The sequence below is a fragment of the Amycolatopsis eburnea genome (assembly GCF_003937945.1).
GTDB lineage: Bacteria > Actinomycetota > Actinomycetes > Mycobacteriales > Pseudonocardiaceae > Amycolatopsis > Amycolatopsis eburnea.
This window is the reverse complement of the sequence record NZ_RSEC01000058.1, coordinates 73,247-96,266: the sequence shown is the minus strand read 5'-3', so window position 1 is coordinate 96,266 and position 23,020 is coordinate 73,247. Positions and strand designations below refer to the sequence as shown.

The following is a 23,020-nucleotide window of genomic DNA, read 5'->3' as shown; positions in this document are numbered from 1 at the left end:
ATCGGGCGCGTCCGATCAGTTCTTCCGGCCGATCCCGGCGTAGACCAGCATGTTCATCGCCGCGGCGGCGGAGATGTCCGCCGGCCCGGCCGGCCGCCATTCCCCGCAGCCGACCAATCCCGGTTCGACGATTTCGAAACCGGTGAAGAGTTCGGTCACCTGGGCGTGCGTCCGCAGGTTCACCTGGTCGGGACTCCGGCTTTCCTTGATCGCTTCGGTCGCCTCTTCGAGGTTTTCGCCTTGGTGATCTCCGGTGACGTGGGTGATCGCGAGGAAACTGCCGGGCGCGAGCGCCGCGCCGTAGCGCCCGACGAGTTCGAGCGGGCCGGATTCGTCCGGTACCCAATGCAGCATCAAGAGCATCAGCAACCCGACGGGTTTCTCGAAATCGAGCAAAGCGCGCACCTGCGGCGCATCGAAAATCTTCTCGGGATCCCGCATGTCGGCCTGCACGATCGCTGCACGGTCGTTGCCGACGAGCATCAACTCGCTGTGCGCGACCGCCACCGGGTCGCGGTCGACGTACACCACGCGGCAGTCCGGGTCCTGCGCCTGGGCGACCTCGTGGACGTTCGCCACCGTCGGGATTCCCGAGCCGATGTCGAGGAACTGCCGGATCCCCTGCGCCGTCATGAACCGCACGGCGCGGCCGAGGAACGCGCGGTTCACGCGCGCCGCGTCGCGCAAGCCGGGCATCGCGCGTTCGATCTGCTCACCGACCGCGCGATCGACGGCGAAGTGGTGCCCGCCGCCCAGCATGAAGTCGTACGTGCGAGCCATGCTCGGCACGGAGATATCGACACCCGGTGGTACCCATTCCGGTGATCGTGTCACGAAGAACACCTTCTCAGTCTGTCGGGACCGGAAAGAGCTTAGCGATTCCCCCGGATTCGGCGACTGCGCCATATGCGTGAGCCCACGCCACCCGATCGGGCACTGTACCGTTCGCCCGGACGCGCCTACCGTAGGCCGTCTCCTTGGGAAATCCACACAATGGCGCAACGAGGAGTCCCCATGACCGCCCCGGTCGCACCGGGCCGGTGGCCTTTTCTCGGGCACACTCCGGCACTGCTGAGGCAACGCTTCGCGTTCACCAGTTCATTGCACGAACACGGCGAGATCGTGAAACTCTACCTCGGCCCGGCACCCACCTACTTCGTCACGAGCCCGCGCCTGGCACACGAAGTGCTGGTCACCGCGGGCCCGAAGTTCCGCAAGGGCGCCATGTTCGACAAGTTCCGGCCGTTCGTCGGAAACGGCTTGGTGCTTTCGAACGGCGACTTCCACCGGAGCCAGCGGCGGCTGATGCAGCCGGCGTTCCACCGCGACCGCCTGATCGCCTACGCGGAGATCATGCGGCGCGCGGCGGCCGCACTGGGCGATTCCTGGCGGGCCGGCGAGGTGCGGCCGGTCGACGAGGACATGCAGCGCCTCGCGGTGACGATCGTCGGCGAGGCGTTGTTCTCCACGGAACTGGGAAAAGAGGCGATCGCCGAAGCGCGGAGATCCATTTACCTGATCATCCAGCAGGGAATGATTCGCGCGTTGTCGCCGAAGTTCGTCGAAAAGCTGCCGGTGCCCGGGAACCGGCGGTTCGACGAGGCGATCACGAGGATGCGGGAGATCGTGCTCGCGGTGATCCGCGAGTGGCGGGCCGACGGCACCGACCACGGCGACCTGCTCTCGACGTTGCTGCTCGCCGGCATGACCGACGAGCAGGCGCGGGACGAGGTGCTCACGCTGCTCACCGCGGGCATCGAAACGACGGCGCTGGCGCTGTCCTGGACGTTCCACGAACTCGGCCGCCACCCGGAGGTGGAGGCGCGGGTGCACGCCGAGGTCGACGAGGTGCTGGGCGGCGATCCGGTCACGGCCGAGAACCTCGGGCAGCTGACCTACGTCCGCCAGGTGGTCGACGAAGTGCTGCGCCGGTACCCGCTGTGGATGCTGATGCGCCGCACCCTCGAGGAGGTCGACCTCGGCGGCGTCCGGCTCCCGGAAGGTGCCGAGGTGATCGTCAGCCCCCACGCGCTGCACCACGACCCCGCGTCGTTCCCCGACCCCACCCGCTTCGATCCCGGCCGCTGGGCCCCGGACCGCGCCGCCGAACCGCCGAAGGGCGCGTTCATCCCGTTCGGCGCGGGCAACCGGCAGTGCATCGGGAACCGCTTCGCCCAGAACGAAATCGTCATCACGGTGGCCACGGTGGCCGCACGCTGGCGGCTGGTCCCGCTCCCGGGCCACCCGGTCCGCGTGAAGTTCACCTCCGCCGCCTACCCGGACAGCCTGCCGATGACGGCTGTTCCCCGACGCTGACTGAGAGGTCGTACCCCCCGTGTTCCGCCTACGTGTTTGCGCTGCGGTTTTCCTGCTGCTGACCCTGCTCCCGGCCCCCGCGCGAGCGGCCACGGCGACGTGCGAGGACCTCAACGTCCCGGTGACGGTGGCCCTGCTCCCCCAGACGATGCACGGCCGCCTGTGCGCCCCACCGGAAGCGCGCACGGTGGTGGTCCTCATCCCCGGCGGGACGTACAACGCGTCCTATTGGGACATCGGCTACACCCCGGAGACCCGGTCGTTCCGGCTGGCGATGAACAACGCGGGCATCGCGACCCTGGCCTTGGACCGCCTGGGAACCGGAGGAAGTTCGAAGCCGTTGAGCACCCTGCTGAACGCCTCGGTCCAGGCCACGGCGGCCCACCAGGTGATCCAGTCCGTCCGGTCCCGCTTCCCCGAGGTGATCATCGGCGGCCACTCGATCGGCGCGGCGATGGCCATGATCGAAGCCGGCCGCTACCACGACGTCGACGGCGTCCTGGTGACGGGAATGACCCACCGGATGAACCTGATCACGGTGATCCCGGTCCTCGCCAACATGATCCCGGCCCCGCTGGACCCGGCCGTCCCCGGCCGCGACGCGGGCTACCTGACCACGAGCCCCGGCACCCGCTACACGGCGTTCCACGCCCCCGGCCCCCTCGACGAGGCGGCGATCGCGTACGACGAGTCCACAAAGGACGTCTTCGCGACGACGGAAGCGGTGGACAGCCTGACGTTGACGACGGTGGTCACCCCGGCCTCCCAGCAGATCACCGTCCCGGTCCTGCTGGTGCTGGGCAACGACCCCCACTTCTGCGGAACCCTGGGCAGCGACTGCTCATCCCCGGAAGCCCTGCGCGCATCGGAAGCCCCGTTCTTCGGCGGCCCCCTGCGGACGTTCATCCTCGACGGCTACGGCCACGCGATCAACTACGCCCCCAACGCCCCGACGTACTTCGGCGTGGTGTCGGACTGGCTGAAGTCGATCTGAGCCGGCCGGGTGGTCACGCGCCCAGCCAGGTCCGCGCGCCGGTCACCTCGGCCAGCCGGTCCGGGATCGGCGTGACGCCGAGGCCCGGGCCCGACGGCACCGGCAGGTACCCGTCCTCGAGCACGAACGGCTCGGTGATGTCGGTGCGGTAGAAGCGCGCGGACGCGGACGTGTCCCCGGGCAGGGTGAAGCCCGGCAGGGACGCCAGCGCGACGTTGGCGGCGCGGCCGAGGCCGGACTCGAGCATCCCGCCGCACCACACCGGGACGCCGTTGGCCGCGCACACGTCGTGCACCCGGCGCGCCTCCAGGTACCCGCCGACGCGACCGGGCTTGATGTTCACGATCCGGCACGCGCCCAGCCGGATCGCGTCCGCCGCCGAGCGGGCCGACACCACCGACTCGTCCAGGCAGATCGGGGTGCGCACGTGCCGGGCCAGCTCGGCGTGGCCGTGCAGGTCCTCCTCGTCCAGCGGCTGTTCCAGCAGCAGCAGGCCGAACGGGTCGAGCCGGGCGAGCTGGGGCGCGTCCGACAGCGTGTACGCCGTGTTCGCGTCGACCTGCAGCAGGACGTCGTCGCCGAACCGCTCCCGGACCGCGCGGACCGGCTCGACGTCCCAGCCCGGCTCGATCTTCAGCTTGATCCGCCGGTAGCCCGCCGCGAGGTAGCCCTCGACCTCGTCGAGCAGCCGCGGGACGGAGTCGGCGATCCCGACCGAAACCCCGCACGGCACCTTGTCCTTCGTGGACCCGAGCGCGGTCGCGAACGACGTCCCGTGCGCCCGCAGCTCGGCGTCGAGGACGGCCATCTCCACGGCGCTCTTGGCCATCCGGTGCCCCTTGCACCCCGCCAGCAGCGGCCCGACCCGGTGGGCGGCGAGCTCGCCCGCCGCCAGCAACGCCGGCACCAGGTACGTCCGCAGCACGTGCTCGACGCCGTCGGCGTACTCCGGGGAGTACACCGGCGCGGCCATCGCGCCGCACTCGCCCCAGCCCTCCGCGGCCGGAGTCACCGCCCGCACCAGCACCAGGTCCCGCACGTCCTGCGAGCCGAACGAGGTCCGGAACGGGGCCACCAAGGGCATCCGCACGCGCAGGATCTCGACCCCGGTGAGCTTCACGGCCGCTCCTTCGACACCACGTACCGGCCCGCCCGGTCGAACCCGGTGACCCGGGCGCCGCCGGTCATCAGGCCGTGCAGCACTTCCCGCAGCGCGATCCGCCAGGCGCGGCCCAGCCCGGGGTCGCTCGCCCGCACGGCTTCGATGTCGGGTGGCACCGCGACCAGCACGACCGGCCCGTCGGCCGGGCCGGGCACCGGGCCGCCGTCCGCGCCGACGGACAGCGCGGGCACACCGCCCGTTCCGTCCACAATGGACAACTGGCCGTGCGCCGCCGCTTCGACCGCCGGGCTGGTGAGGTCCCAGGTGGTCATCAGCCGGTCCGTGGCGCCGGAGCCGTTGATGGCGTCCCCCATCGGGCCGTAGAAGTCCGGCAGGTAGCGCACCGGGCGGGCGGCCAGCTTGGCCAGGTTGAAGTGCGCGTTGCGGCGCACGAGCGGGTCGAACGTCCAGGAGACGTGGGTGGCGCCCGCGCGCAGCGCCCAGGCGCGCTGGTGCAGCTTGAGCGCGAAGCCGACGCCCCGGCCGGCCCCCGCGCGGGCGACCCCGGCGATGTGGCTGTGCAGGCCGGCCTTGGCCGGGTTGCCGAAGAACCCGAGGCAGCCGCCGAGGAGCCGGTCCCCGTCGAAGGCCCCGGCCACGTAGTTCCCGGCCGCCGCCATCGCCTTCAGCAGCTCGACGGTGACCAGCGTGCCGCCCCAGATCGACTGGAAGAGCGCGCACACGGCGGTCAGCTCCGGTACGCCGGCCAGCTCGCGGACCACCACCCCGGCCGCCGCGGCGGCGTCGCCCGCCACCAGTTCCGGGTTCTCCGTCACCACTTCGGCCATCGGACCGTCCTTTCCGCCGTCATCGCGGCTCACCTCGCACCGGCCGCCCGGGCAGCACGTCGGAGCGCAGCTCCCCGTCCGCGACCACCGGGACCCCGGCGACGTACAGGTGCCGGACCCCGGCCGACGGCCGGGTGGGATCGGCGAAGGTGGCGGCGTCGGTGATCGTCTCGGGGTCGAGCACCACCAGGTCGGCGTCCGCGCCGACGCCGAGCCTGCCCTTGTGCCGCACCGCGGGGGCGACGTCGTCGAGAACCCGCGCGGGCAGGTGGGAGCACCGGCGGAAGGCCTCCAGCCACGTCCACGTGCCCGTCTCGCGCACCATCACCCGCAGCGCGCGGGCGAAGGTGCCCGCGGTGCGGGGGTGGGTGGACCCACCGGGCGGCAAGGGCCAGTCCGTGCTCTCCCGCACGCCGCCGGGCCAGGTGACCGGCATGGCGTCGCTGGCCACGATGGCGCCGGGGAAGGCCAGAGCCGCGTGCAGCAGCGCCCGGTCGGCGGCGACCCGCTCGTCCAGGAACTCCAGGACGCACGCCGCGCCCGGGTCGGCGCGCCGCAGCTCGCGCAGGCGGGACTCGTCCGCGACGCGTTCACCGGATTCGAGCATGACCACGCTGGCCGGGCCGAGCCCCTTCAGCCGCAGCCGTTCCGGGTCGAGGAACGCGGCCCCGACCGCCGTGCTGCCCGCGCCGTACGGGTAGGCCTCCACGGTCACCCGCGACCCTTCCCGCCGCGACGCGTCCAGCGTGCCCAGCACCCGCTCGAGGTGCCGCCCGGACGTGCTGTTGACGTGGCAGTGGTGCATCGCCGCGCCCGTTTCCGCCGCGGCCAGCGCGAGTTCCGCCGCCCCGTCGACCGGGATCGCCGGATCGACCTCGGCCAGCTCGCGCACGTGCGTGTAGGCCGGCACCCCGGCGTTCGCGGCGAGCCGCGCGACGGCGAGGAACTCCGACGGCGCCGAGTAGGGCGCGTACCCCATCAGCACCCCGATGCCCAGTGCCCCGGCGGCCAGCTCGTCGTCCAGGAGGGACAGCCAGGCGGCCAGCTCCGGCGGGGACGAGGACCGTTGCCACCGCGGGTCGCCCAGCGCCGCCATGGTGGTCTGGACCCGCGCGTCGGGCTCGACGCCGGCGAGCACGCTCGCCCGGGCCGCACCCCACGAAGCGGAGAAGCCGTAGTTCACCGGCCGCCCGGCCGCGGCCGCCTCGGCGTACGCCCGCGCCAGCGGCATCAGCCCGGCCTCCAGCTCCAGTGCCGTGGTGACCCCGTCCATCGCCTGCAGCCGCAGCCCGGCGATCGACTGCGCGTGGCTGTGCAGGTCCACGAACCCCGGCCCGACCACGAGCCCCGCGACGTCGACGACCGTGGTCCCCGGTTCCGGCGCCGGCACCGCGCCGACCGCGGTGATCCGGTCGCCGGTCACCAGGACGTCGGCGACGCCGTCGAAGCCGCCGGCCGGGTCGATCACCCGGCCGCCGCGCAGGAGCGTCCGCGCCGCGCTCATCCCCGGCCGTGCCCGGCGCCGGCGGCGATCGCGCCCAGCGCGGCGAACCACAGGTCCGCCAGCTCGCCGACTTCGTGCTCGGTCAGGTGCCCGCCGGCGAAGGTCCAGTTCGCCACCAGCTGCGGGCCGTCGGGCGTGTCGTAGGTGATCGCGTTGAGGTCGAGCACGTGCAGCAGCGGCATGTCGGCCTGGCCGCCACCGAGGAAACCGCCGCCTTCGCCGGGCCCGGGCAGCGGGGTCCACGGGCTGCCGCCGGTCGAGGACGACACCCGGCCCAGGTAGTTGAACCCGGTGTCCGGCCGGACCGTCGGCTCCAGCCGCGCGCGCGTCCGCGCGTTGAGGTGGCGCAGCAACCCGAACCCGAGGCCGTCGGGGACCGCACGCAGGTTCTCCTTGATCCGCTCGACCCCGCGCCGGGCTCCGGCCCCGCCGGCGAGCAGGTCGTCCCAGTCCACCGCGTCCGGGTCGAGGCGGACCGGGTACATGCTGGTGAACCAGCCCAGCGTGCGGGACAGGTCGACGCCCGGCGCCACGGATTCGTCGCGCCCGTGCCCTTCGACGTCGACCACGAAGGGCCCGCTCGCCCGCCCACGCAGGCGCGCCCACCGCGCCGCCGCGAACGCGAACGCGGCCAGCAGGACGTCCTGTACCCCGGCGCCGAGCGCCGCCGGGACCGTCCCCAGCAGCGGAACCGTCCGCGCCACCGACAAGCGCTTCGAGACCTTGGCGGCGGTGGCGTAGACGTCCTTCTCCGGGTCGAGGTCCCGGCTCACCAGCGGCTCGGCCGGGGCCAGGATCCCTTCCCACACCGGCAGTTCCGCCGTCCGCGCCGGGGCGTGGGCCTGCGCGGCCAGCAGCAGGGACCAGCGCCGGAACGAGGTCCCGGTGGCCGGCAGGCCGATCGGCTCGCCGGCGCTGATCGCCGCCCAGCCCGCCGCGAGGTCCTGCAGCAGGATCCGCCACGACACGCCGTCGACCGCAACGTGGTGGATCAGCACCAGCAACGTCCCGGGCCGGTCCGGCCCGTGGTCGAACCAGACCGGCTGCAGCAGCGAGTCCGCGGTCAACCGGAGCCGGTCACCGGCCGCTTCGTATTCGGCCGCGAACGCGGCCTCGGCCTGCTCGCCGGACAGCCCCCGGCAGTCGACGCGCACGAGGTACCGCGCGACGGGAACGGCTCCGGCGGGCCGCACCGTCAGCGCCAAGCCGCCGTCGTCGCCGAACGCCACCCGCAGGCGGAGCACGTCGTGGTGGTCGACGACCGCCTGCAGCAACCGGGACACCCCGGCCAGGTCCAGCCCGGCCGGCGTGGCGATCAGCATGGCCTGGAAGAACCGGTCGACCAGCCCGCCGTGGGCGTGGAACGCCTCGATGATCGGGGTGACGGCCACCGCACCCACCCCGACGTCGTCGAGCGGGTCCGCCGAGGCCCCGCCCTGGCGGGCGAAGGGCGCCAGGGCGGCCGGGGTCTCGTGCTCGGCGACGTCGTCCGGCTTCAGCAGCACGCCGGCCGCGCGGGCCCGCCTGACCAGCTGGAGCGCCGACACGTCGTCCCCGCCGAGGTCGAAGAAGCTGTCGTCGGGCCCGACGTCGTCGAGCCCGAGGACCTGGGCGTACAGCTCCGCCAGTGCCCGCGGGGTCACCGGCAGGGTTTCTTCGATGGTCCAGTGGTTTTCGTCGGTCATGCCCGCCTCGGAACGCCGGGGTCGAATCGGCCGGGGTCGGCGAAGTCCAGCGCGACCGCCGGTGGCCGGCCGAGGACGGTGTCCGCGAGCACCTCGCCCAGCCCGGGCGCGTGCTTGAACGCGTGCCCGCTGTCCCCGCCGCCGAGCACCAGCCGCGGGTCCCCGTGCGGCCGGCCGACGAGGAACTGCCGGTCGGGGGTCAGCGTGTACATGCACACGGTCGTCTCGGCGGGTTCGATCACCAGCCCCGGTGCGGCCCAGCGCGCGATGGCTTCGATCCGCTTCCAGTCCTGCTCCGCGATCCGCCGGTCGCAGTCCGCCGCCGACGTTTCGCGGAACACCGCGGCGTCGTCGTCGTACTCGAGCGCGAACTTGACCAGGCCGCCGTCCCGGGTGCCGTGGCCGTACACGATGCCGGCCCCGCCCAGGTCGCGCAGGAAGATGGGGAACTGCTCGACGCCGAACCGGCCGGATCCGCCGGCCGGCCGGAACCACGTCATCGGGGTCCGCACCACGGTCAGCGGCAGCTCCGGAACGAGCCGCGGCAGCCACGGGCCTGCCGTCACGACGGCCTGCCGGGCGCGGATCGTCCCGGTGCCCGTCGTGACGACCACCCCGCCGTCGACCAGCTCGATGCCGGTCACCGCGGCCCCGGTCCGCACTTCGGCACCGGCCCGCCCGGCCGCGCCGGCGGCGGCGCGGACGGCGTCCTCGGCGCGGAGCACCCCCGCGGTGGAATCGAGGACGGCGATGTGGTCGTCCGGCACGCCGCCGTGCTCCGGGAAGCGGCGGGCGATGGCCGGGGCGTCCAGCACCTCGACCGCCACGTCGTGGACGCGCGCCGCCTCGAGCGTGCCGGCGACCAGGTGGCAGCCGGGCGGGCCGATCAGCAGCCCGCCGGTCTCGGCCAGCAACGGCCGGCCCGCTTCCGACTCCAGCTCCCGCCACAGCCGGCGGGACAACCGCGCCAGCGGAACGAGACCCGGGTGCTCGAGGCAGGTCGTCCGGAACATCCGCGTCGAGCCGTGCGACGACCCCCACGGGTGCCCGACCGTGAACTGTTCCACGCCGACGACGTCGACGCCGCGGGCGGCCAGCCGCCACAGCGTGGCCGCACCGACCACCCCCAGCCCGACGACGACGACCTCGGCGGCCCGGTCGTGCTCAGCCACCCTGCCGACCGCCGATCCCCCAGCGGTGCGGCGGCACCGGGTCCAGCGTGATCCACGTCGTCGGCCGGATCTCCTCCCCGTAGACCGCGACGACGGCTTCGGTGAGGCGTTCGATCAGGGCCGGCTCGGTGTCGGCGTCGAGCCGGTGCTCGTAGATCTTGACGTTGATGTACGGCATCGTCGCTCCTCCCGGCGTCAGGCGGTCTCGGCGAACTTCGGCATGACGTCCCGCACGAACAGGTCGAACGAGCGCCGCGACTGCGCCTCCGGCATCGCACCCGGGTTGAACTGCAGGCTGACGCTGATGTCCGGGCCGAACCACCGCGCGATGGTTTCCAGCTGGGCCGTCACCTCCGCGGGGGTGCCGACGAGCACCTTGTTGTCCGCGAGGGCCTTGCCCAGGCTGTACTTCTTCACCTTGTCGGCGAAGGTTTCGTAGCCCGGGTAGTCGGCGCTCCGGACCTCCGCCAGCGCGGCGACCTCCCGCGCCATCATCGCGATGTAGTTGCGCTCCCAGGTGTCCGCGACCGTCATCGCCGTTTCGCGGTCGTCCGCGACGTAGCAGGTGTACTTGATCTGCACGCGGGGAGCCGGCTCGGCGTGCCCGGCCTCGGCCCACGCGTCGCGGTAGCGCCGCACCATCTCCTGCAGCCGGTCCACCGAAACGACCGACGGGACGACCTGCACGCCGTAGCCCTCGCGGCCGGCCGCGGCGCAGGAGTCCGGTGTGGACGCCGAAGCGACGTAGACGCGCGGGTGCGGCGTCGAATACGGCCGCGGCTGCAGGGTGACCGGGCCGAAGCTGTGGAACTTGCCGTCCCAGACCACGTCGGTCTCGCTCCACAGCCGCCGGCACGCTTCGATGCCTTCCTGGAACCGGGCCCGGCTTTCGTCCATCGAGAACCCGAACAGCTCGAACTCGCGGGGCAGGAACCCGCGGCCGAACCCGACGTCCAGGCGCCCGCGGGACAGGTTGTCCAGCACGGCGAGCCGGGACGCCAGCTTCACCGGGTGCTCGAACGCCGCGATCACCGCGCCGGTGATCAGGCGGATCCTGCTCGTCCGCATGGCCGCGGCGGTCAGGAAGAGCACCGGGTCCGGGCTGTAGCCGCCGTAGGGCGAGCAGTAGTGCTCGACCGTCTGGACGTGGGCGAACCCGGCGGCCTCGGCGGCTTCGACGAGGCGGAGGCTTTCTTCGTAGTACTGCGCCGGTCCCTTGCTCGCCGGGTCGACGACGGGGAAGAAGTTGATTCCGAATTCCACGACAACCTCTCGAAAATCGGTCGGAGCTTGGTCAGCGGGCCGTCAGGGCACCGGCTGTCTCGGCGAGGGCGGTGGCCAGCGCCTGGGTCATGTGCTCGACCTGCCCGTCGCTCAGCGAGGGGTAGCAGGGCAGGTTGACCTGCGCGCCGAACCAGGACCGCTCGGCGACCGGGCACTCGCCCGGCCCGTGCCCGCGCCACCGCCACTCGGGCAGCAGGTGCAGCGGGAAGTAGCGGAGCTCGATCTGCACGCCCTGCCGGTCGAGCGAGCGGACCAGGCGTTCCCGGGCCTCCGCACCTTCCGACACCATGAACGTGTACAGGTGGTAGGCGTGTTCGGTGTCCACCGAAAGGCTCTGCGGCCGGGCCGCCGAGCTCAGCCCGATCACCTCGTCCAGGCTCGCCGCGATCGCCCGGCGCCGCTCCACGAGGTCGTCGAGCCGGTCCAGCTGGACGCTGCCGACGACCGCCGCGGGCTCGGACAGGGTCGCGTTCGTGCCGGCCCGCAGGATGCGGAGGTAGTCCGACGTGTAGACGTCGTCGGCGTCCCGCATCCAGGGCAGCAGCGAACCGCCGGGCAGGCTGTACTCCCAGCTCGGCCGGACCGAGCCGTCGACCCGGTTGGACCGGATCTGGTTCAGCCGCTCGGCCCAGTCGTCCCGGGCGAAGGTGATCATGCCGCCTTCGCCGAGCGTCGTGATGTTCTTGAGCGAGTGGAAGCTGAAGCAGCCGATGTCGGCCAGCGCGCCGGGGTGCTCGCCGTGGTAGCTCGCGCCCAGCGCGTGCGCGCAGTCTTCGAGCACGAGGCTGCCGTGGTCGTGGGCGATCCGGACGATCTCCCGCATGGCCGCCGGTGCCCCGCCGTAGTGCACCACGATGACCGCGCGGGTGCGTTCGCTGATCATCGACCGCAGCGCTTCGGGGTCCATGTTCAGCGTGTCCGGGTCGATGTCGCAGAACCGGACGTTGACGTCGAGGTCGAGCAGCGGCTGGGCCATCGCCCGGTAGGTCTGCGGGGTGACGATCACTTCGTCGCCGCGGCTCAGGCCGAGCAGGTGGATCGCCAGGTCGAGCGCGACCGTCCCGCTGGTCACCGAAAAGGCGTACCGCGAGCCGATCCGGTCGCGGAAGCGCTGTTCGAACAGCTGCCGGTGGCGCCCCTGCGAAAGGATCTCGCCGGAATCGATCAGCTCCGCCAGCGCGGCCAGTTCCTCGCCACCGAGAATGCTTCCTCTGCGTGCCGCCGGCACGATGTACCGCGACGTCGTCATCCTGCCTTCACCTTCTCGGAAAACCGCTCGCGCAAGGTCTTCTTGTCGATCTTCCGCGCCGGCGTCAGCGGCAGCGCGTCCAGGATTTCCAGCTGTGCCGGGACCTTGTACTGCGCGACGCCGATCTCGGCGAAGATCGCGCGGACGTCGGACAGGTCCAGCCCGGTCCCGGGGTGCAGGACCACGCAGGCGCAGATCCGTTCGCCGGTCCGCTCGTCCGGGACGGCGATCACCGCCGCGTGCTGCACGGCGGCCAGCAGGTACAGGTGGTTCTCCACCTCTTCGGCCGAGATCTTCTCGCCCGCCCGGTTGATGATGTCCCGCGACCGGCCCTCGACCACGAGGTTCCCCGACTCGTGCACGCGCACGATGTCGCCGGTGCGGAACCAGCCGTCCGGGGTGAACGACTGCGCGTTCACTTCGCGGGCGTCGTAGTACCCGCGGATCGTGTACGGGCCGCGCGTCTCCAGCAGCCCCATTTCCCCCTGCGGCACGGGATTCCCGTTCGAGTCGACGACGCGGATCTCGTCGGCCGGGCTCATCGGGCGGCCCTGGGTGGCGTCCACCACCTCGTCGGGGTCGTCCAGCCGCGTGTAGCACAGCAGGCCCTCGGCCATCCCGTACACCTGCTGCAGCCGGCAGCCGAAGATCGGCTGCACCCGCTTGGCCAGCTCCGTCGCCAGCCGCGCCGACCCGATCTGCAGCGTCTCCAGGCTGCTCAGGTCGAACCGGCCGGGGTCGGCCGCGAGGGTGTCCATCCAGTGCTTCGCCACCGACGGCGCGAGCGCCGTCACGGTGACGCGTTCCCGTTCGATCGCCGCGAACGCGTTGCGCGGGCTCGGGGTGGGTACGAGGACCGCGGTCCCGCCGACGGCGAAGGTGCCCAGCAGCCCGGGGCAGGCGAGGGAGAAGTTGTGCGACGCCGACATCGTGGCCAGGTACACGGTCTTGGCGGTGAACCCGCAGACCTCCGCGCTGCGCCGGGCGTTGTACTCGTAGTCGTCGTGGGTGCGCCCGATCAGCTTCGGCAACCCCGTGGTGCCGCCGGAAAGCAGGAACGTGACGACGTCCCGGCTGCTGACAGCGCTTTCGTCGAGCTTCTTCCGGCGCTCGTCGGCGTCCCCGGCCGGGATGCACATCGCCGTCAGGTCGAGGCAGCCGTCCGAGGGCGTCCCGGGCGCACCGTCCTCGCGGACGACCAGGAGCGTGCGCACGGCGGGTACGGCTTCGCCGACCCGGTGCGCGAGCTGCTCGTGCTCGTACCCGCGCCAGGTCGACGGGGTGGCCAGCGCCGTCGCCCCGCCGTGGCGCGCGATGTGCACCAGCTCGTGGTCCCGGTGCGGCATCAGCGTCATGATCGGCACGACGCCGATCCGCGCGCAGGCGAAGAACAGGACCACGAACTGCCAGCAGTTGGGCAGCTGCACGACGATCTTGTCCCCGCGCGCCAGCCCGGTCCCGAGCAGCTTCTCGGCGAGGGCGTCGGCCTGCACGGCGAGGTCGGAGTAGGACAAGGTGACCGCGCCGTCGACCACGGCGGTGTCGTCGCCGCGGTCGTCGGCCCACTCCCACATCAGGGTTCCGAACGTCTTCCCCCGCCAGTACCCCGCGGCGGTGTACTCCGCCGCGAGCCGGTCCGGCCAGGTGGGTGTCCCAGCCGACACCCGGTTCTCCATGCTGTCCATGCACTTCCTCACAAAGTTCGGTTCGGGCCGGGGTTCTGCCGCACCAGCGGCGAGACCTCCTGATAACACCCGTCGCGGTAGACGAGCGGGCGGGACGCCGGCAGGTGCGCGCGGTCCGCGAAAACCTGCTCGACGGCGCAGACCACGACGCTGTGGTCGCCGATCGGGATCCGGTCCACCAGGCTGACGTGGAAGCGGACCGGGACGTCGTGCAGCACCGGCGCGCCACCGGCCGGGCGGTGCCAGAGCGACGGGTCGGCGAAGCGCTCTTCCGCCGGACCGGAGAAGCGGCGCGCCAGCTCCTCCTGCCCGGTCGAAAGCAGGTGGATCACCGCGGTGTCCGACGCGCGCAGCACCGGCATGCTCGAGGAGCGGTGGGCGATGTTGAACGACACCGCCGGCGGCCGCAGCGACAGCGACGCCAGCGAGCTGACCGTGAAGCCCGCGGTCGCGCGGCCGGAGTCCACCGTGACGATCGCGACGCCCGCCGCGTGGAACCGCATGGCCAGGCGGAAGTCTTCGGCCGCCGGCACCTGGCCGACCGCCACCGGATCTGACATCACTTGTCCCCCAACGCAGTTCAGTTCGCCGTCGCGGGTACCTTCTGCTCCCACACCTGGCGGAGTTCGCCGAGCCGGTCGAGTCCGTCGAGGACCAGCTTGCCGTCGACGCCGAAGTCGATGAGGCACGCGAGCTCGTCGACGCCCGCGTCCGCCAGGCGGGCGCAGATCTCCACCCCGTCCTCGACGCTGCCGAAGAGGCCGTTGGTGAGGAAGTACCGGTCGAACGCGGCGTCGATCAGGAACCGGCGGTCGGCGTCGGTGAGCGCGGCGATGTCGCTCGCCATCCCCGCCGAGCCGGTGCGCCCGACCGCACGCGCGATCAGGTCGAACGAGCTCAGCAGGTACTGGCTGAACGGCTCCCGCACGACTTCCTTCACCTCGGCCCGGTCCGTGCCGAGGAAGGTGTGGATCATCAGGCTGACGTGCCCGCGCCCGGCGTGCCCGGCGTGCTGCCAGGCGGCGTGGTACGCCTTGACCTTCTGCTCGATGTCCGCGAGCTCCTGGCCCAGCAGGTGCGTCAGGACGTTCACCCCGAGCCGGCCGGCGGACTCGAACGACTCGAGGCTGCCGCTCGTGGTCAGCCAGACCGGCAGTTCGCCTTGTACCGGCCGCGGCAGGGTCCGGATCTCGACCGGGTTGCCCACGCCGTCGGGCACCGTCACGGACTCGCCGCGCCACAGCCGGCGAACCTGTTCCAGCGCGGCGACGTTGTCCGTGCGGCGGTCGTGGTAGCGGCCGGGGCTGAACACGAAGTCCCCCGCGTGCCAGCCGGAGGCGAACGCGATCCCGGCGCGCCCGCCGGACAGGTTGTCGACCACCGACCACTCTTCGGCGATCCGGATCGGGTTGTGCAGCGGCGCGACCACGCTGCCGGCCCGGATCGCCACGTGCTCGGTGACCGCCGCGATCGCCGCCCCGGTCACCGCCGGGTTCGGGTAGATGCCGCCGAACTCGTGGAAGTGCCGCTCCGGGGTCCACACCGCCGAAAACCCGTTCCGGTCGGCGAACCGCGCCCCTTCCAGCAGCAGTTCGTACCCCTGCCGGTGGTCGTCCGCGTTGGCGAAGTAGAACAGTCCGAACTCCATCAGCGCGCACCGCCCTCCATCGCCAGCCGCAGGCTCTCGGGCCGCATGTCCGTCCAGTTCTCCTCCACGTACGCCACGCACTCCGCGTGGCCGTGCTCCCCGAACACGACCTTCCAGCCGCTCGGCACGGGGACGAACACAGGCCACAACGAGTGCTGCCCCTCGTCGTTGGTCAGAACGTAGAACCGGCCGTTCTCGTCATCGAACGGATTGCCACTCATGACTATGCAACTCCCGCACTAGAAATCGCCGCGCGCACCACGCGCTGAACGAGAAGATCCCCGATGAAAAGCACCCCAGTCGCACAGTGAAGAAATTCAATGAACTGTGCTTTCCGATATCTCCGATCCTGTCACGCCCCGCTGCGGGCAGTCAAGGTCGTCCCAATCCGGCGCCGGATCGACGACCGGAATTCTTCGGCGTTCTGCGGAACCAGAATCGAAGCCACAATGGCGATCACCGGACCGGCCGCCAGCATGGCGAACCCGGCGCCGTAGGACGCGTGGTCGACGACGAAGCCGAACGCGTACGGGGCGACCATCCCGGCCAGCTGGCTCCCGGACATCACCAGGCCCGCCACGAGCCCGAGCCACCGGGTGGGCAAGGCGCGCAACGGAACCGAGAACGAGGACGTCAGGCACAGCCCGAGCGTCGAGTACAGCAACGTCAGCACGACCATGAACCAGGTGACCGAGCCCGCCCTCGGCAGGAGGAGCTCGAGCCCGCCGACGACCGCCATCGCGGGCACGACGATCACCCGTGGCCGGCCGCCGAGGCGGTCGGCCAGCCTGCCACCGAGGATGATGGTGCCCGCGCCCAGCACCGTCGGCAGGGTCATCAGCAGGGCCGCGGTCCCGACCGGCACCCCGCGTTCCTCGGTCAGGTAGCTCGGCACCCACGTGGTGACGCCCCAGGCCAGCAGGTTGAAGCCGAAGGAAAGCGTGGCGCAGCCGAGGATCGCGGGCGACCGGACGAACGCCCACCGCGACGGCGTGGGACCGAGGTCGGCCGTCACCGGCTCCGGCAACGCGGGCGGCAGCCACCACTTCCAGGCGAGGGCCACCAGAACCCCGAGGCCGGAAATGGCGAGGAACATCCCGCGCCACCCGATCACGGGCAGCATCGCCGCGGCGAGCAGGCCGGCCCCCAGGATCGCGAAGGAGCTCGACGCGTTGACCCAGCCGTTGGCGGTGTTGCGCTGCTCGGGCAGGGTGCGCTCGGAGAGCGCTTTCACCGACGCGGCGGGGAACATGCCCTGCATGACGCCGAACGCCGCCCGCGTCGCGAGCAACGCGGCGAACGACCAGGCCGCCGCGGTGAGCCCGGTGCACACCGACCACGCGAGCATCGCGAAGACGCACATCCGGACCGCGCCGAACCGGTCCGCGAGCACCCCGCCGGGGATCTGCACCAGCGCGTAGGCCACGAAGAACACGGACACCGCGAGCCCGCGCTGCGCGTGGTCGAGGTCGAGGTCGGTGCCGATCTGCGGCAGGGCGTTGCCGATCGCGAGCCGGTCGATCAGGTCGACGGCGTAAGCGGCGAACAACAAGAAGACGGTCTTCCGGACAGTTGGTGGCATCGTTGCATCCTTCGAGACACCGACCCGGCGCCCTGCGCCTTCACATGGTGTCGTGGTAGACGGTTCCGGCCTTCATGACGAGGTTCAGATGCCGTTCGGGTGCGGCGAGGACGGAGATGCCGGCCAGCGGATCGCCGTCGACGACGAGGAGGTCGGCGTACGCCCCCGGCGCGACGACGCCGATTTCGCCTGCCATGCCGAGCAGCCGCGCGGGGGTGGTGGTGGCCGAGCGGATGAGGTCGGCCGGGGGCTGGACCTCCGCGCGCAGCGTCAGCTCCTCCAGCTGCCGCGTCTGCAGATCGCCCAGGAGATCGGTGCCGTAGACGAGGTTCACGCCGCCGCGGTGCGCGCGCTCCAGCGCCGTCATCCCGGCCTCGAAGACTTCGGCGCTCTTGGCGAGCACGTCGCCGGACAGGCCCATGGCCGGCCCGAGCTCCTGGATGGCGCGCACGATGGTCAGGGTCGGCACCAGGAAGGCGTCGTGTTCGGCGAACAGCCCGACCGAGGTGTCGTCGATGAAGTTGCCGTGCTCGATGCACCGGACACCCTGGCGCAGCGCGGAATTGATGGCACCGGCCAGGAAGGTGTGGCCGGTGACGTACTTCCCGGCCGCGTCCGCCTCGCGCACCGCCACGGCGATCTCCTCGGCGGTGTACTGCACCGAAGTGATGCTGTCGGTCGGCGAAAGCACCCCGCCGGACAGCATGAGCTTGATGTGGTGCGCCCCGCCGCGCAGCACGTCCCGCACGACCCGGCGCACCTCGTCCGGGCCGTCGGCGAGCCGGAAGATGGTCGGGCAGCGCAGGCAGCCGTGGCCGCCGAAGTCGCCGCGGGACCGGAAGTCGCCGTGCCCGCCCGTCTGCGACAGCGCCGGGCCGCCGTGGATCAGCCGCGGCCCGGTGACCAGGCCTTCCTCGATCGACTGGGCGAGCGCGAAGTCCGCGCCCCCGACGTCGCGGACGGTGGTGAACCCGCGCCGGAGCATCTCGCCGAGCGCCTTGGCCGCCTTCGGCACCAGGTAGGACGGCAACCACGACTCCACCTGGGACAGATCCATGCTCTGCACGTAGACGTGCACGTGCGCGTCGATCAGGCCCGGCATCAGCGTGCGCCCGCGCAGGTCGACGACCCGGTCGGGGTCCGGCGGCCGCACTTCGGCCGCCGACCCGACCTCGGCGATCCGGTCACCGACCACCAGCACGGACCGGTCACCTTCGAGTTCACCGCGCTCGGCGTCCAGAACGGCCGCGCCGCGGAACAGCGTCGTCACCGACATCGTTTTCCCCCAGGTTTTTCGCGGACCGCCGGCCGGTTCAGGAAACGGCCGGGACCTTCGTCGCGAACCGCGCGAGCATCGTCAGTTCTTCGACCCACATCCGCATCAATTCTTCGACAACGGATTGTTCGACGATGTTTTCGTGGAACGTGAACAGGCCCTTCAGCACCGGCCCGGCACCCGACTGCACGATCAGCGCGTTGACGTCCACGGCGAGCGGCACCGGCATTTCCGGGTCCCGCTGCGCGCCGAGGCTCCCCGGCACCGCGCGCCACGCGCCGCCACTGTCCTGTTCGGACTGTCCGCCGGCCGCGAACCGGCCCATGTAGTTGAACCCGAACTGCGGGCCGTCGAACTTCTTCAGCTCCGCCGCGGTCTCCTCGTTGAAGTACCGCAGCAGGCCGTAGCCGATGCCCCCGCCGGGCACGGCACGCAGCCGGCGCCCGACCGCGCGGACGACCTCGCCCGCCGCGGGACCGCCGGCCAGCGCGTCGTCGAGGTCGATCCCGCCGATGTCCACCCGGGCCGGGTACACCTTGGCAAACCAACCGACCGCCTGCGAGAGGTCGGCCCCCGGCACCAGCTCCTCCTCGCGCCCGTGCCCGGTGAGCTGGACCAGGAACGACTCGTAGTGGTCACCGCGGGCCCGGCGGTACCGCGCCACCGCCAGCACGAGTGCCGCCAGCAGGCCGTCGGTGAGCCCGCCGCCCAGCGCCTTCGGCAGGGCCTTGGACACCGCCTTGGTGACCGCCACCGGGACCTCGACCGTCAGCATGGATTCGCCGCCGCAGAGGTCCTTTTCCGGGTCCGGCCGGTGCGCGCCGAAGAGCGGGTCCCGGCCGCTGAGGATGCCGACCCAGTCCGCCAGCTCGGCGGTGCGCGAGGCGCTGTGCGCTTCGGCCTCCAGCGCCGTCGCCCACCGCCGCATCGACGTTCCCGAAGGGACGGCGCTCGGCAGCACCCCGCGCGCCACCTGCGCCGACACGGTCCCGAGGTCTTCGGCGAGGATCTGCCAGGAGGCACCGTCGATCAGCAGGTGGTGGGCGATGACGAGGAGCCGGTCCGGCTCGCCGTCCACCGAGGTGAACCACACGAACTGGACCATGACGCCGTTCTCCGGGTCGAGGCGCTCGAGCGCGGCCGACAGCTCGGCGTCCCACTGCCCGGCGCCGGTCACGCGGTGGACGAGCCGGTCCAGTGGCAGGTCGTCCGCGCCGACGGGCAGCAGCCCCCACTTTTCCTGGCTGCCCTTGACCACCAGCCGCGAGCGGAGCAGCTCGTGCCGGTCGACGAGCGCGGAAACGGTGTCGTGGAAGACCTTCTCGCCGGTCCGGGCCGGCAGTTCGAACGTCATCCACTGCGCGAACCGCGGGTGCGGGCCGGACTCCAGCAGCGACCGGGCCGCCGGGAGCAGCGGGATCGGTTCCCGGACGTCCGGCTCGGCCGCCGCCGCCCGTTCGCCGGAGCCGGCGTCCGCGGGCAGCGCCTCGAAGAGGCTCGCGATGCTGCGGTGCTCGAACAGCTGGCGCGGGGTGACCGCGACGCCGAGCGCCTTCACCCGCGAAACCACCTGCATGGACGCGATGCTGTCGCCACCCAGCTCGAAGAAGTTGTCGTCGATCCCCACCCGCTCGAGCCCCAGCACCTCGGCGAACACGCCGGCCAGCAGCTCCTCCTGTTCGGTCCGCGGCGCGCGGTAGCGCTCCGGGGCGAATTCGGGCTCCGGCAGCGCCCGCCGGTCCAGCTTGCCGTTGACGGTCAGGGGCAACCGGTCCAGCTCGACCACGGCCGACGGCACCATGTACTCCGGCAGCCGCCCGCCGACGAACCGGCGCAGCTCGTCCGGCCCGGCGGGCGGGTTCCCCGCGGCGGGGACCACGTAGGCCACCAGCCGGCGGTCCGGCTCGCCGGACCGGCTCCGCACCACGACCGCCACCTGGGCGACCGAGGGGTGCGCCGCCAGCGCCGCTTCGACCTCGCCGAGCTCGATCCGGAACCCCCGGAGCTTCACCTGGTTGTCCGCCCGGCCGAGGTACACCAGTTCACCGGAAGCGTTCCACCGCACCAGGTCCCCGGTCCGGTACAGCCGGGATCCCGGGACGCCGAACGGGTTCGCCACGAACCGCCCGGCCGTCAGCGCCGGACGGCGCAGGTAGCCGCGCGCCACCCCGGCGCCGGACAGGTACAGCTCACCGGTCACCCCCTGCGGCACCGGCCGCAGCCCGTCGTCGAGGACCACCGCCGAGATCCCGGCCAGCGGAACGCCGATGGGCACGGGGCCGGGCGCCACCGCCGACCCGGGCGCGAACGGCCGCGTCACCGCGAACGTCGTCGTCTCCGTCGGGCCGTAGCCGTTGGTGACCGTGGCCCGGACCGTGTTCAGCGCCCGGGTCAGCGTCTCGCCGGGGATCTCTTCGCCGCCGGCCCAGACCTCGGCCACGCCGTCGAAGACCTCGGGGCGTTCCCGGACCAGCAGCTCGAACAGGCGGGTCGTCAGGAACAGCGCCGAAACGCGCCGCGAGACCAGGAGCTCCCCGATGACGACCGGGTCCGGCTGCCCGGGCGGGGCCAGCACCGCCGTCCCGCCGCCCAGCAGCGGCACCCACAGCTCGTACGTCGAGGCGTCGAACACCAGCGGCGAATGCACCAGCACCCGGCGGTGCCGGCCGCTCGCGTACACCGGCTCGGCCGCCAGGTCCGCGATCGCCGCCTGCGGCACCGCGACGCCCTTCGGGGTCCCCGTCGACCCGGACGTGTAGATCACGTACGCCACGTTCGCCGGATCGGGACGGCCCGCCCGGTCGGCGCCGGTCAGCACGCCGTCCGTGCACGCCGCCAGCTCGGCGCCGGTGACCGGGTCGTCGATCGACACCACCGGCACGTCGAAACCCGCCAGCGCCGGGGCGGACTCGTCGGTGGCGACCGCCAGCCGCGCGCCGGCGTCCCGCAGCATGAAGCCGATCCGCTCGGCCGGGTACCCGGCGTCGATGGGCAGGTAGGCACCGCCGGCCTTCAGCACCCCCAGCAGCAGCGCGACCAGTTCGGGCGAGCGCGGCACCGCCACGCCCACCACCGATTCCGGCCCGATCCCGCACCCGGCGAGGAACCGCGCCCACCGGTTCGACGCCGCGTCCAGCTCCGCGTACGACACGGTCACCGCGCCGGCCTCGACCGCGACCGCGTCCGGCGCCGCCTTGACCCGCTCCGCGAACACCCGGTCCACCGTCACCGGCGCACCCGACGGCGTCGCGGCCACGCGGCCCCACCCGGCCAGCCGGTCCTGCTCACCCGGCAGCAGGACGCTGACCCGGCGCACCGGGGCCCCGGCGTCGGCGACGATCGCCCGCAGCACCGCGGTGAACCGGGCACCGATCGCCTCGACCGTGCTCCGGTCGAAGAGGTCGGTCGCGTATTCGATCTTGCCCCGCACCCCCCGCTGTCCCGTCTCCGGCAGCTGTGCGACCTCGGTCAGGCTGAAGTCGAGGTCGAACTTCGCGGTGCCGGTCTGGGCCATCTCGATGCTGCCCCGCACCCCGGGGAAGTCCAGCACCGGCAGCTCGATGTCGTGCCAGGCGAACATGACCTGGAACAGCGGGTGGTAGGCGGTCGAGCGCTCCGGGTTGAGCAGCTCCACCAGCAGTTCGAAGGGGGCGTCCTGGTCGGCGTACGCGGCCAGCGCCCGGCGGCGGACCTGCTGGAGCAGGTCGCCGAAGGTGTCCCGCTCGCCCACCCGCACGCGCAGCACCCAGCTGTTGACGAAGAACCCGACCAGCTCCGAGAGCGCCTCGTCGATCCGGCCCGCGGTCGGCGCCCCGACGGCGATGTCGTCGCCGGCGCCGAGCCGGTGCAGCAGCACCACCAGCGCCGTCTGCATGACCATCGACCGGGTCACGCCTTCCTTGCGCGCCAGCTCTTCGACGGCTTCGAGCAGCTCCCCGTCGATCGAGAACCACACCGTGCCGCCGTCCCCGCCCGCCGACGCCGGCCGCGGCCGGTCCGTCGGCAGCGTGATCGGCTGCGGCAGGTCCGCCAGCTCGGCCCGCCAGCGCTCGAGCTGCTTGGCCGTCACGCTCTCCGGGTCGTTCTCGTCGCCCAGCAGTTCCCGTTGCCACAGCGTGTAGTCCGCGTACTGCACCGGCAGCGGCTCCCAGCTCGGCGGCCGCCCGGCGCACCGCGCGGCGTAGGCCTCGGAGAGGTCGCGGATCAGCGGCCGCGTCGACCACCCGTCGCCCGCGATGTGGTGCAGCACCAGTGCCAGCACGTGCTCGGTCGCCGAGGACCGCAGCAGCGTCGCCCGCAGCGGTGTCTCCGCGGCCAGGTCGAACTCGTGCCGGGCCAGTTCCGCGGCCACGGCGTCCACCCGGTCCGGCGGCACGTCGGAGACCGGGAGCGGGGGCGGCAGCTCGGAAAGCGGCCGCACCCGCTGGAAGGACTCACCCCGCTCGTCCTGCACGACGACGGTCCGCAGGCTTTCGTGCCGCTCGAGGACGTCTCCGACCGCGCTCCGCAGCGCCGGTACGTCCAGCGCCCCCGACAGCCGGATGATCAACGGGATGTTGTACGCCGCCGAAGCGCCTTCGAACTGGTGCAGGAACCACAGCCTGCGTTGCGCGAAAGACAACGGGATCATCGGATTCGCCCCCATGGAATTCGTGAACGGTCGCGTCGTGCTCCG

18 protein-coding genes are annotated in these 23,020 nt (G+C 72.3%); 2 read left to right on the top strand and 16 right to left on the bottom strand.

The genetic code is table 11. The annotated features are described in order from the left end of the window. Positions 1-15 precede the first annotated feature (15 nt). A complete protein-coding gene (locus EIY87_RS25835) occupies positions 16-834 on the bottom strand; it encodes an SAM-dependent methyltransferase (protein WP_225440148.1) in 819 nt (272 codons plus the stop codon). A 180-nt stretch (positions 835-1,014) separates the two neighbouring features. Between EIY87_RS25835 and EIY87_RS25830 the strand changes: the two genes are divergently transcribed. Both EIY87_RS25830 and EIY87_RS25825 read left to right on the top strand, forming a co-directional pair. After that, the gene (locus EIY87_RS25830) at positions 1,015-2,316 is read left to right on the top strand and encodes a cytochrome P450 (protein WP_125312481.1); all 1,302 of its coding nucleotides are present in this window, start codon (positions 1,015-1,017) and stop codon (positions 2,314-2,316) included. A 127-nt stretch (positions 2,317-2,443) separates the two neighbouring features. Beyond that, entirely contained in the window at positions 2,444-3,310 is an 867-nt protein-coding gene (locus tag EIY87_RS25825) for an alpha/beta hydrolase (RefSeq protein ID WP_404800109.1), read from the top strand. Positions 3,311-3,323: 13 nt separating this feature from the next. Here the strand turns inward: EIY87_RS25825 and menC are convergent, their stop codons facing one another. The 15 genes from menC to EIY87_RS25750 form a co-directional block, all read right to left on the bottom strand. After that, on the bottom strand, positions 3,324-4,430 hold the full coding sequence (gene menC, locus EIY87_RS25820; RefSeq protein WP_125312480.1) for an o-succinylbenzoate synthase: 1,107 nt from the start codon (positions 4,428-4,430) through the stop codon (positions 3,324-3,326). Continuing rightward, the gene (locus tag EIY87_RS25815) at positions 4,427-5,260 is read right to left on the bottom strand and encodes a GNAT family N-acetyltransferase (protein ID WP_125312479.1); all 834 of its coding nucleotides are present in this window, start codon (positions 5,258-5,260) and stop codon (positions 4,427-4,429) included. The genes menC and EIY87_RS25815 overlap by 4 nt, the downstream gene beginning before the upstream one ends. A 19-nt stretch (positions 5,261-5,279) precedes the next feature. Beyond that, positions 5,280-6,764 (bottom strand): amidohydrolase family protein, encoded by a 1,485-nt coding sequence (locus EIY87_RS25810; protein WP_125312478.1) that lies wholly within the window; start codon positions 6,762-6,764, stop codon positions 5,280-5,282. Then, positions 6,761-8,449, bottom strand: a complete 1,689-nt coding sequence (locus EIY87_RS25805; RefSeq protein ID WP_125312477.1) for a condensation domain-containing protein — start codon at positions 8,447-8,449, stop codon at positions 6,761-6,763. Before EIY87_RS25805 ends, EIY87_RS25810 begins: the two co-directional genes overlap by 4 nt. Then, positions 8,446-9,621: an N-methyl-L-tryptophan oxidase gene (gene solA, locus EIY87_RS25800; protein WP_125312476.1), complete on the bottom strand. Its 1,176-nt coding sequence runs from the start codon at positions 9,619-9,621 to the stop codon at positions 8,446-8,448. The genes EIY87_RS25805 and solA overlap by 4 nt, the downstream gene beginning before the upstream one ends. Then, on the bottom strand, positions 9,614-9,799 hold the full coding sequence (locus tag EIY87_RS25795; RefSeq protein WP_125312475.1) for a tautomerase family protein: 186 nt from the start codon (positions 9,797-9,799) through the stop codon (positions 9,614-9,616). The genes solA and EIY87_RS25795 overlap by 8 nt, the downstream gene beginning before the upstream one ends. Positions 9,800-9,816: 17 nt before the next feature. Then, on the bottom strand, positions 9,817-10,884 hold the full coding sequence (locus EIY87_RS25790; RefSeq protein WP_125312474.1) for an LLM class flavin-dependent oxidoreductase: 1,068 nt from the start codon (positions 10,882-10,884) through the stop codon (positions 9,817-9,819). 31 nt (positions 10,885-10,915) lie between these two features. After that, entirely contained in the window at positions 10,916-12,154 is a 1,239-nt protein-coding gene (locus EIY87_RS25785; protein ID WP_125312473.1) for a DegT/DnrJ/EryC1/StrS aminotransferase family protein, read from the bottom strand. Beyond that, complete coding sequence (locus EIY87_RS25780) at positions 12,151-13,839, bottom strand: (2,3-dihydroxybenzoyl)adenylate synthase (protein WP_225440047.1); 1,689 nt, start codon at positions 13,837-13,839, stop codon at positions 12,151-12,153. The genes EIY87_RS25785 and EIY87_RS25780 overlap by 4 nt, the downstream gene beginning before the upstream one ends. A gap of 8 nt (positions 13,840-13,847) precedes the next feature. Continuing rightward, positions 13,848-14,399 (bottom strand): flavin reductase family protein, encoded by a 552-nt coding sequence (locus tag EIY87_RS25775; RefSeq protein WP_125312472.1) that lies wholly within the window; start codon positions 14,397-14,399, stop codon positions 13,848-13,850. A 20-nt stretch (positions 14,400-14,419) separates the two neighbouring features. Further along, positions 14,420-15,487 (bottom strand): LLM class flavin-dependent oxidoreductase, encoded by a 1,068-nt coding sequence (locus EIY87_RS25770; RefSeq protein WP_125312471.1) that lies wholly within the window; start codon positions 15,485-15,487, stop codon positions 14,420-14,422. After that, positions 15,487-15,708 (bottom strand): MbtH family protein, encoded by a 222-nt coding sequence (locus tag EIY87_RS25765; RefSeq protein ID WP_125312470.1) that lies wholly within the window; start codon positions 15,706-15,708, stop codon positions 15,487-15,489. Before EIY87_RS25765 ends, EIY87_RS25770 begins: the two co-directional genes overlap by 1 nt. A gap of 131 nt (positions 15,709-15,839) precedes the next feature. Next, complete coding sequence (locus tag EIY87_RS25760; RefSeq protein ID WP_125312469.1) at positions 15,840-17,069, bottom strand: MFS transporter; 1,230 nt, start codon at positions 17,067-17,069, stop codon at positions 15,840-15,842. Positions 17,070-17,109: 40 nt separating this feature from the next. Then, entirely contained in the window at positions 17,110-18,345 is a 1,236-nt protein-coding gene (locus tag EIY87_RS25755; RefSeq protein WP_125312468.1) for a metal-dependent hydrolase family protein, read from the bottom strand. Between the two features lie 37 nt (positions 18,346-18,382). Continuing rightward, positions 18,383-22,975 carry a non-ribosomal peptide synthetase gene (locus EIY87_RS25750; RefSeq protein ID WP_158641359.1) on the bottom strand — a complete coding sequence of 1,531 codons (4,593 nt, stop codon included), beginning with the start codon at positions 22,973-22,975 and terminating at the stop codon, positions 18,383-18,385. Between the last annotated feature and the right edge of the window lie 45 nt (positions 22,976-23,020).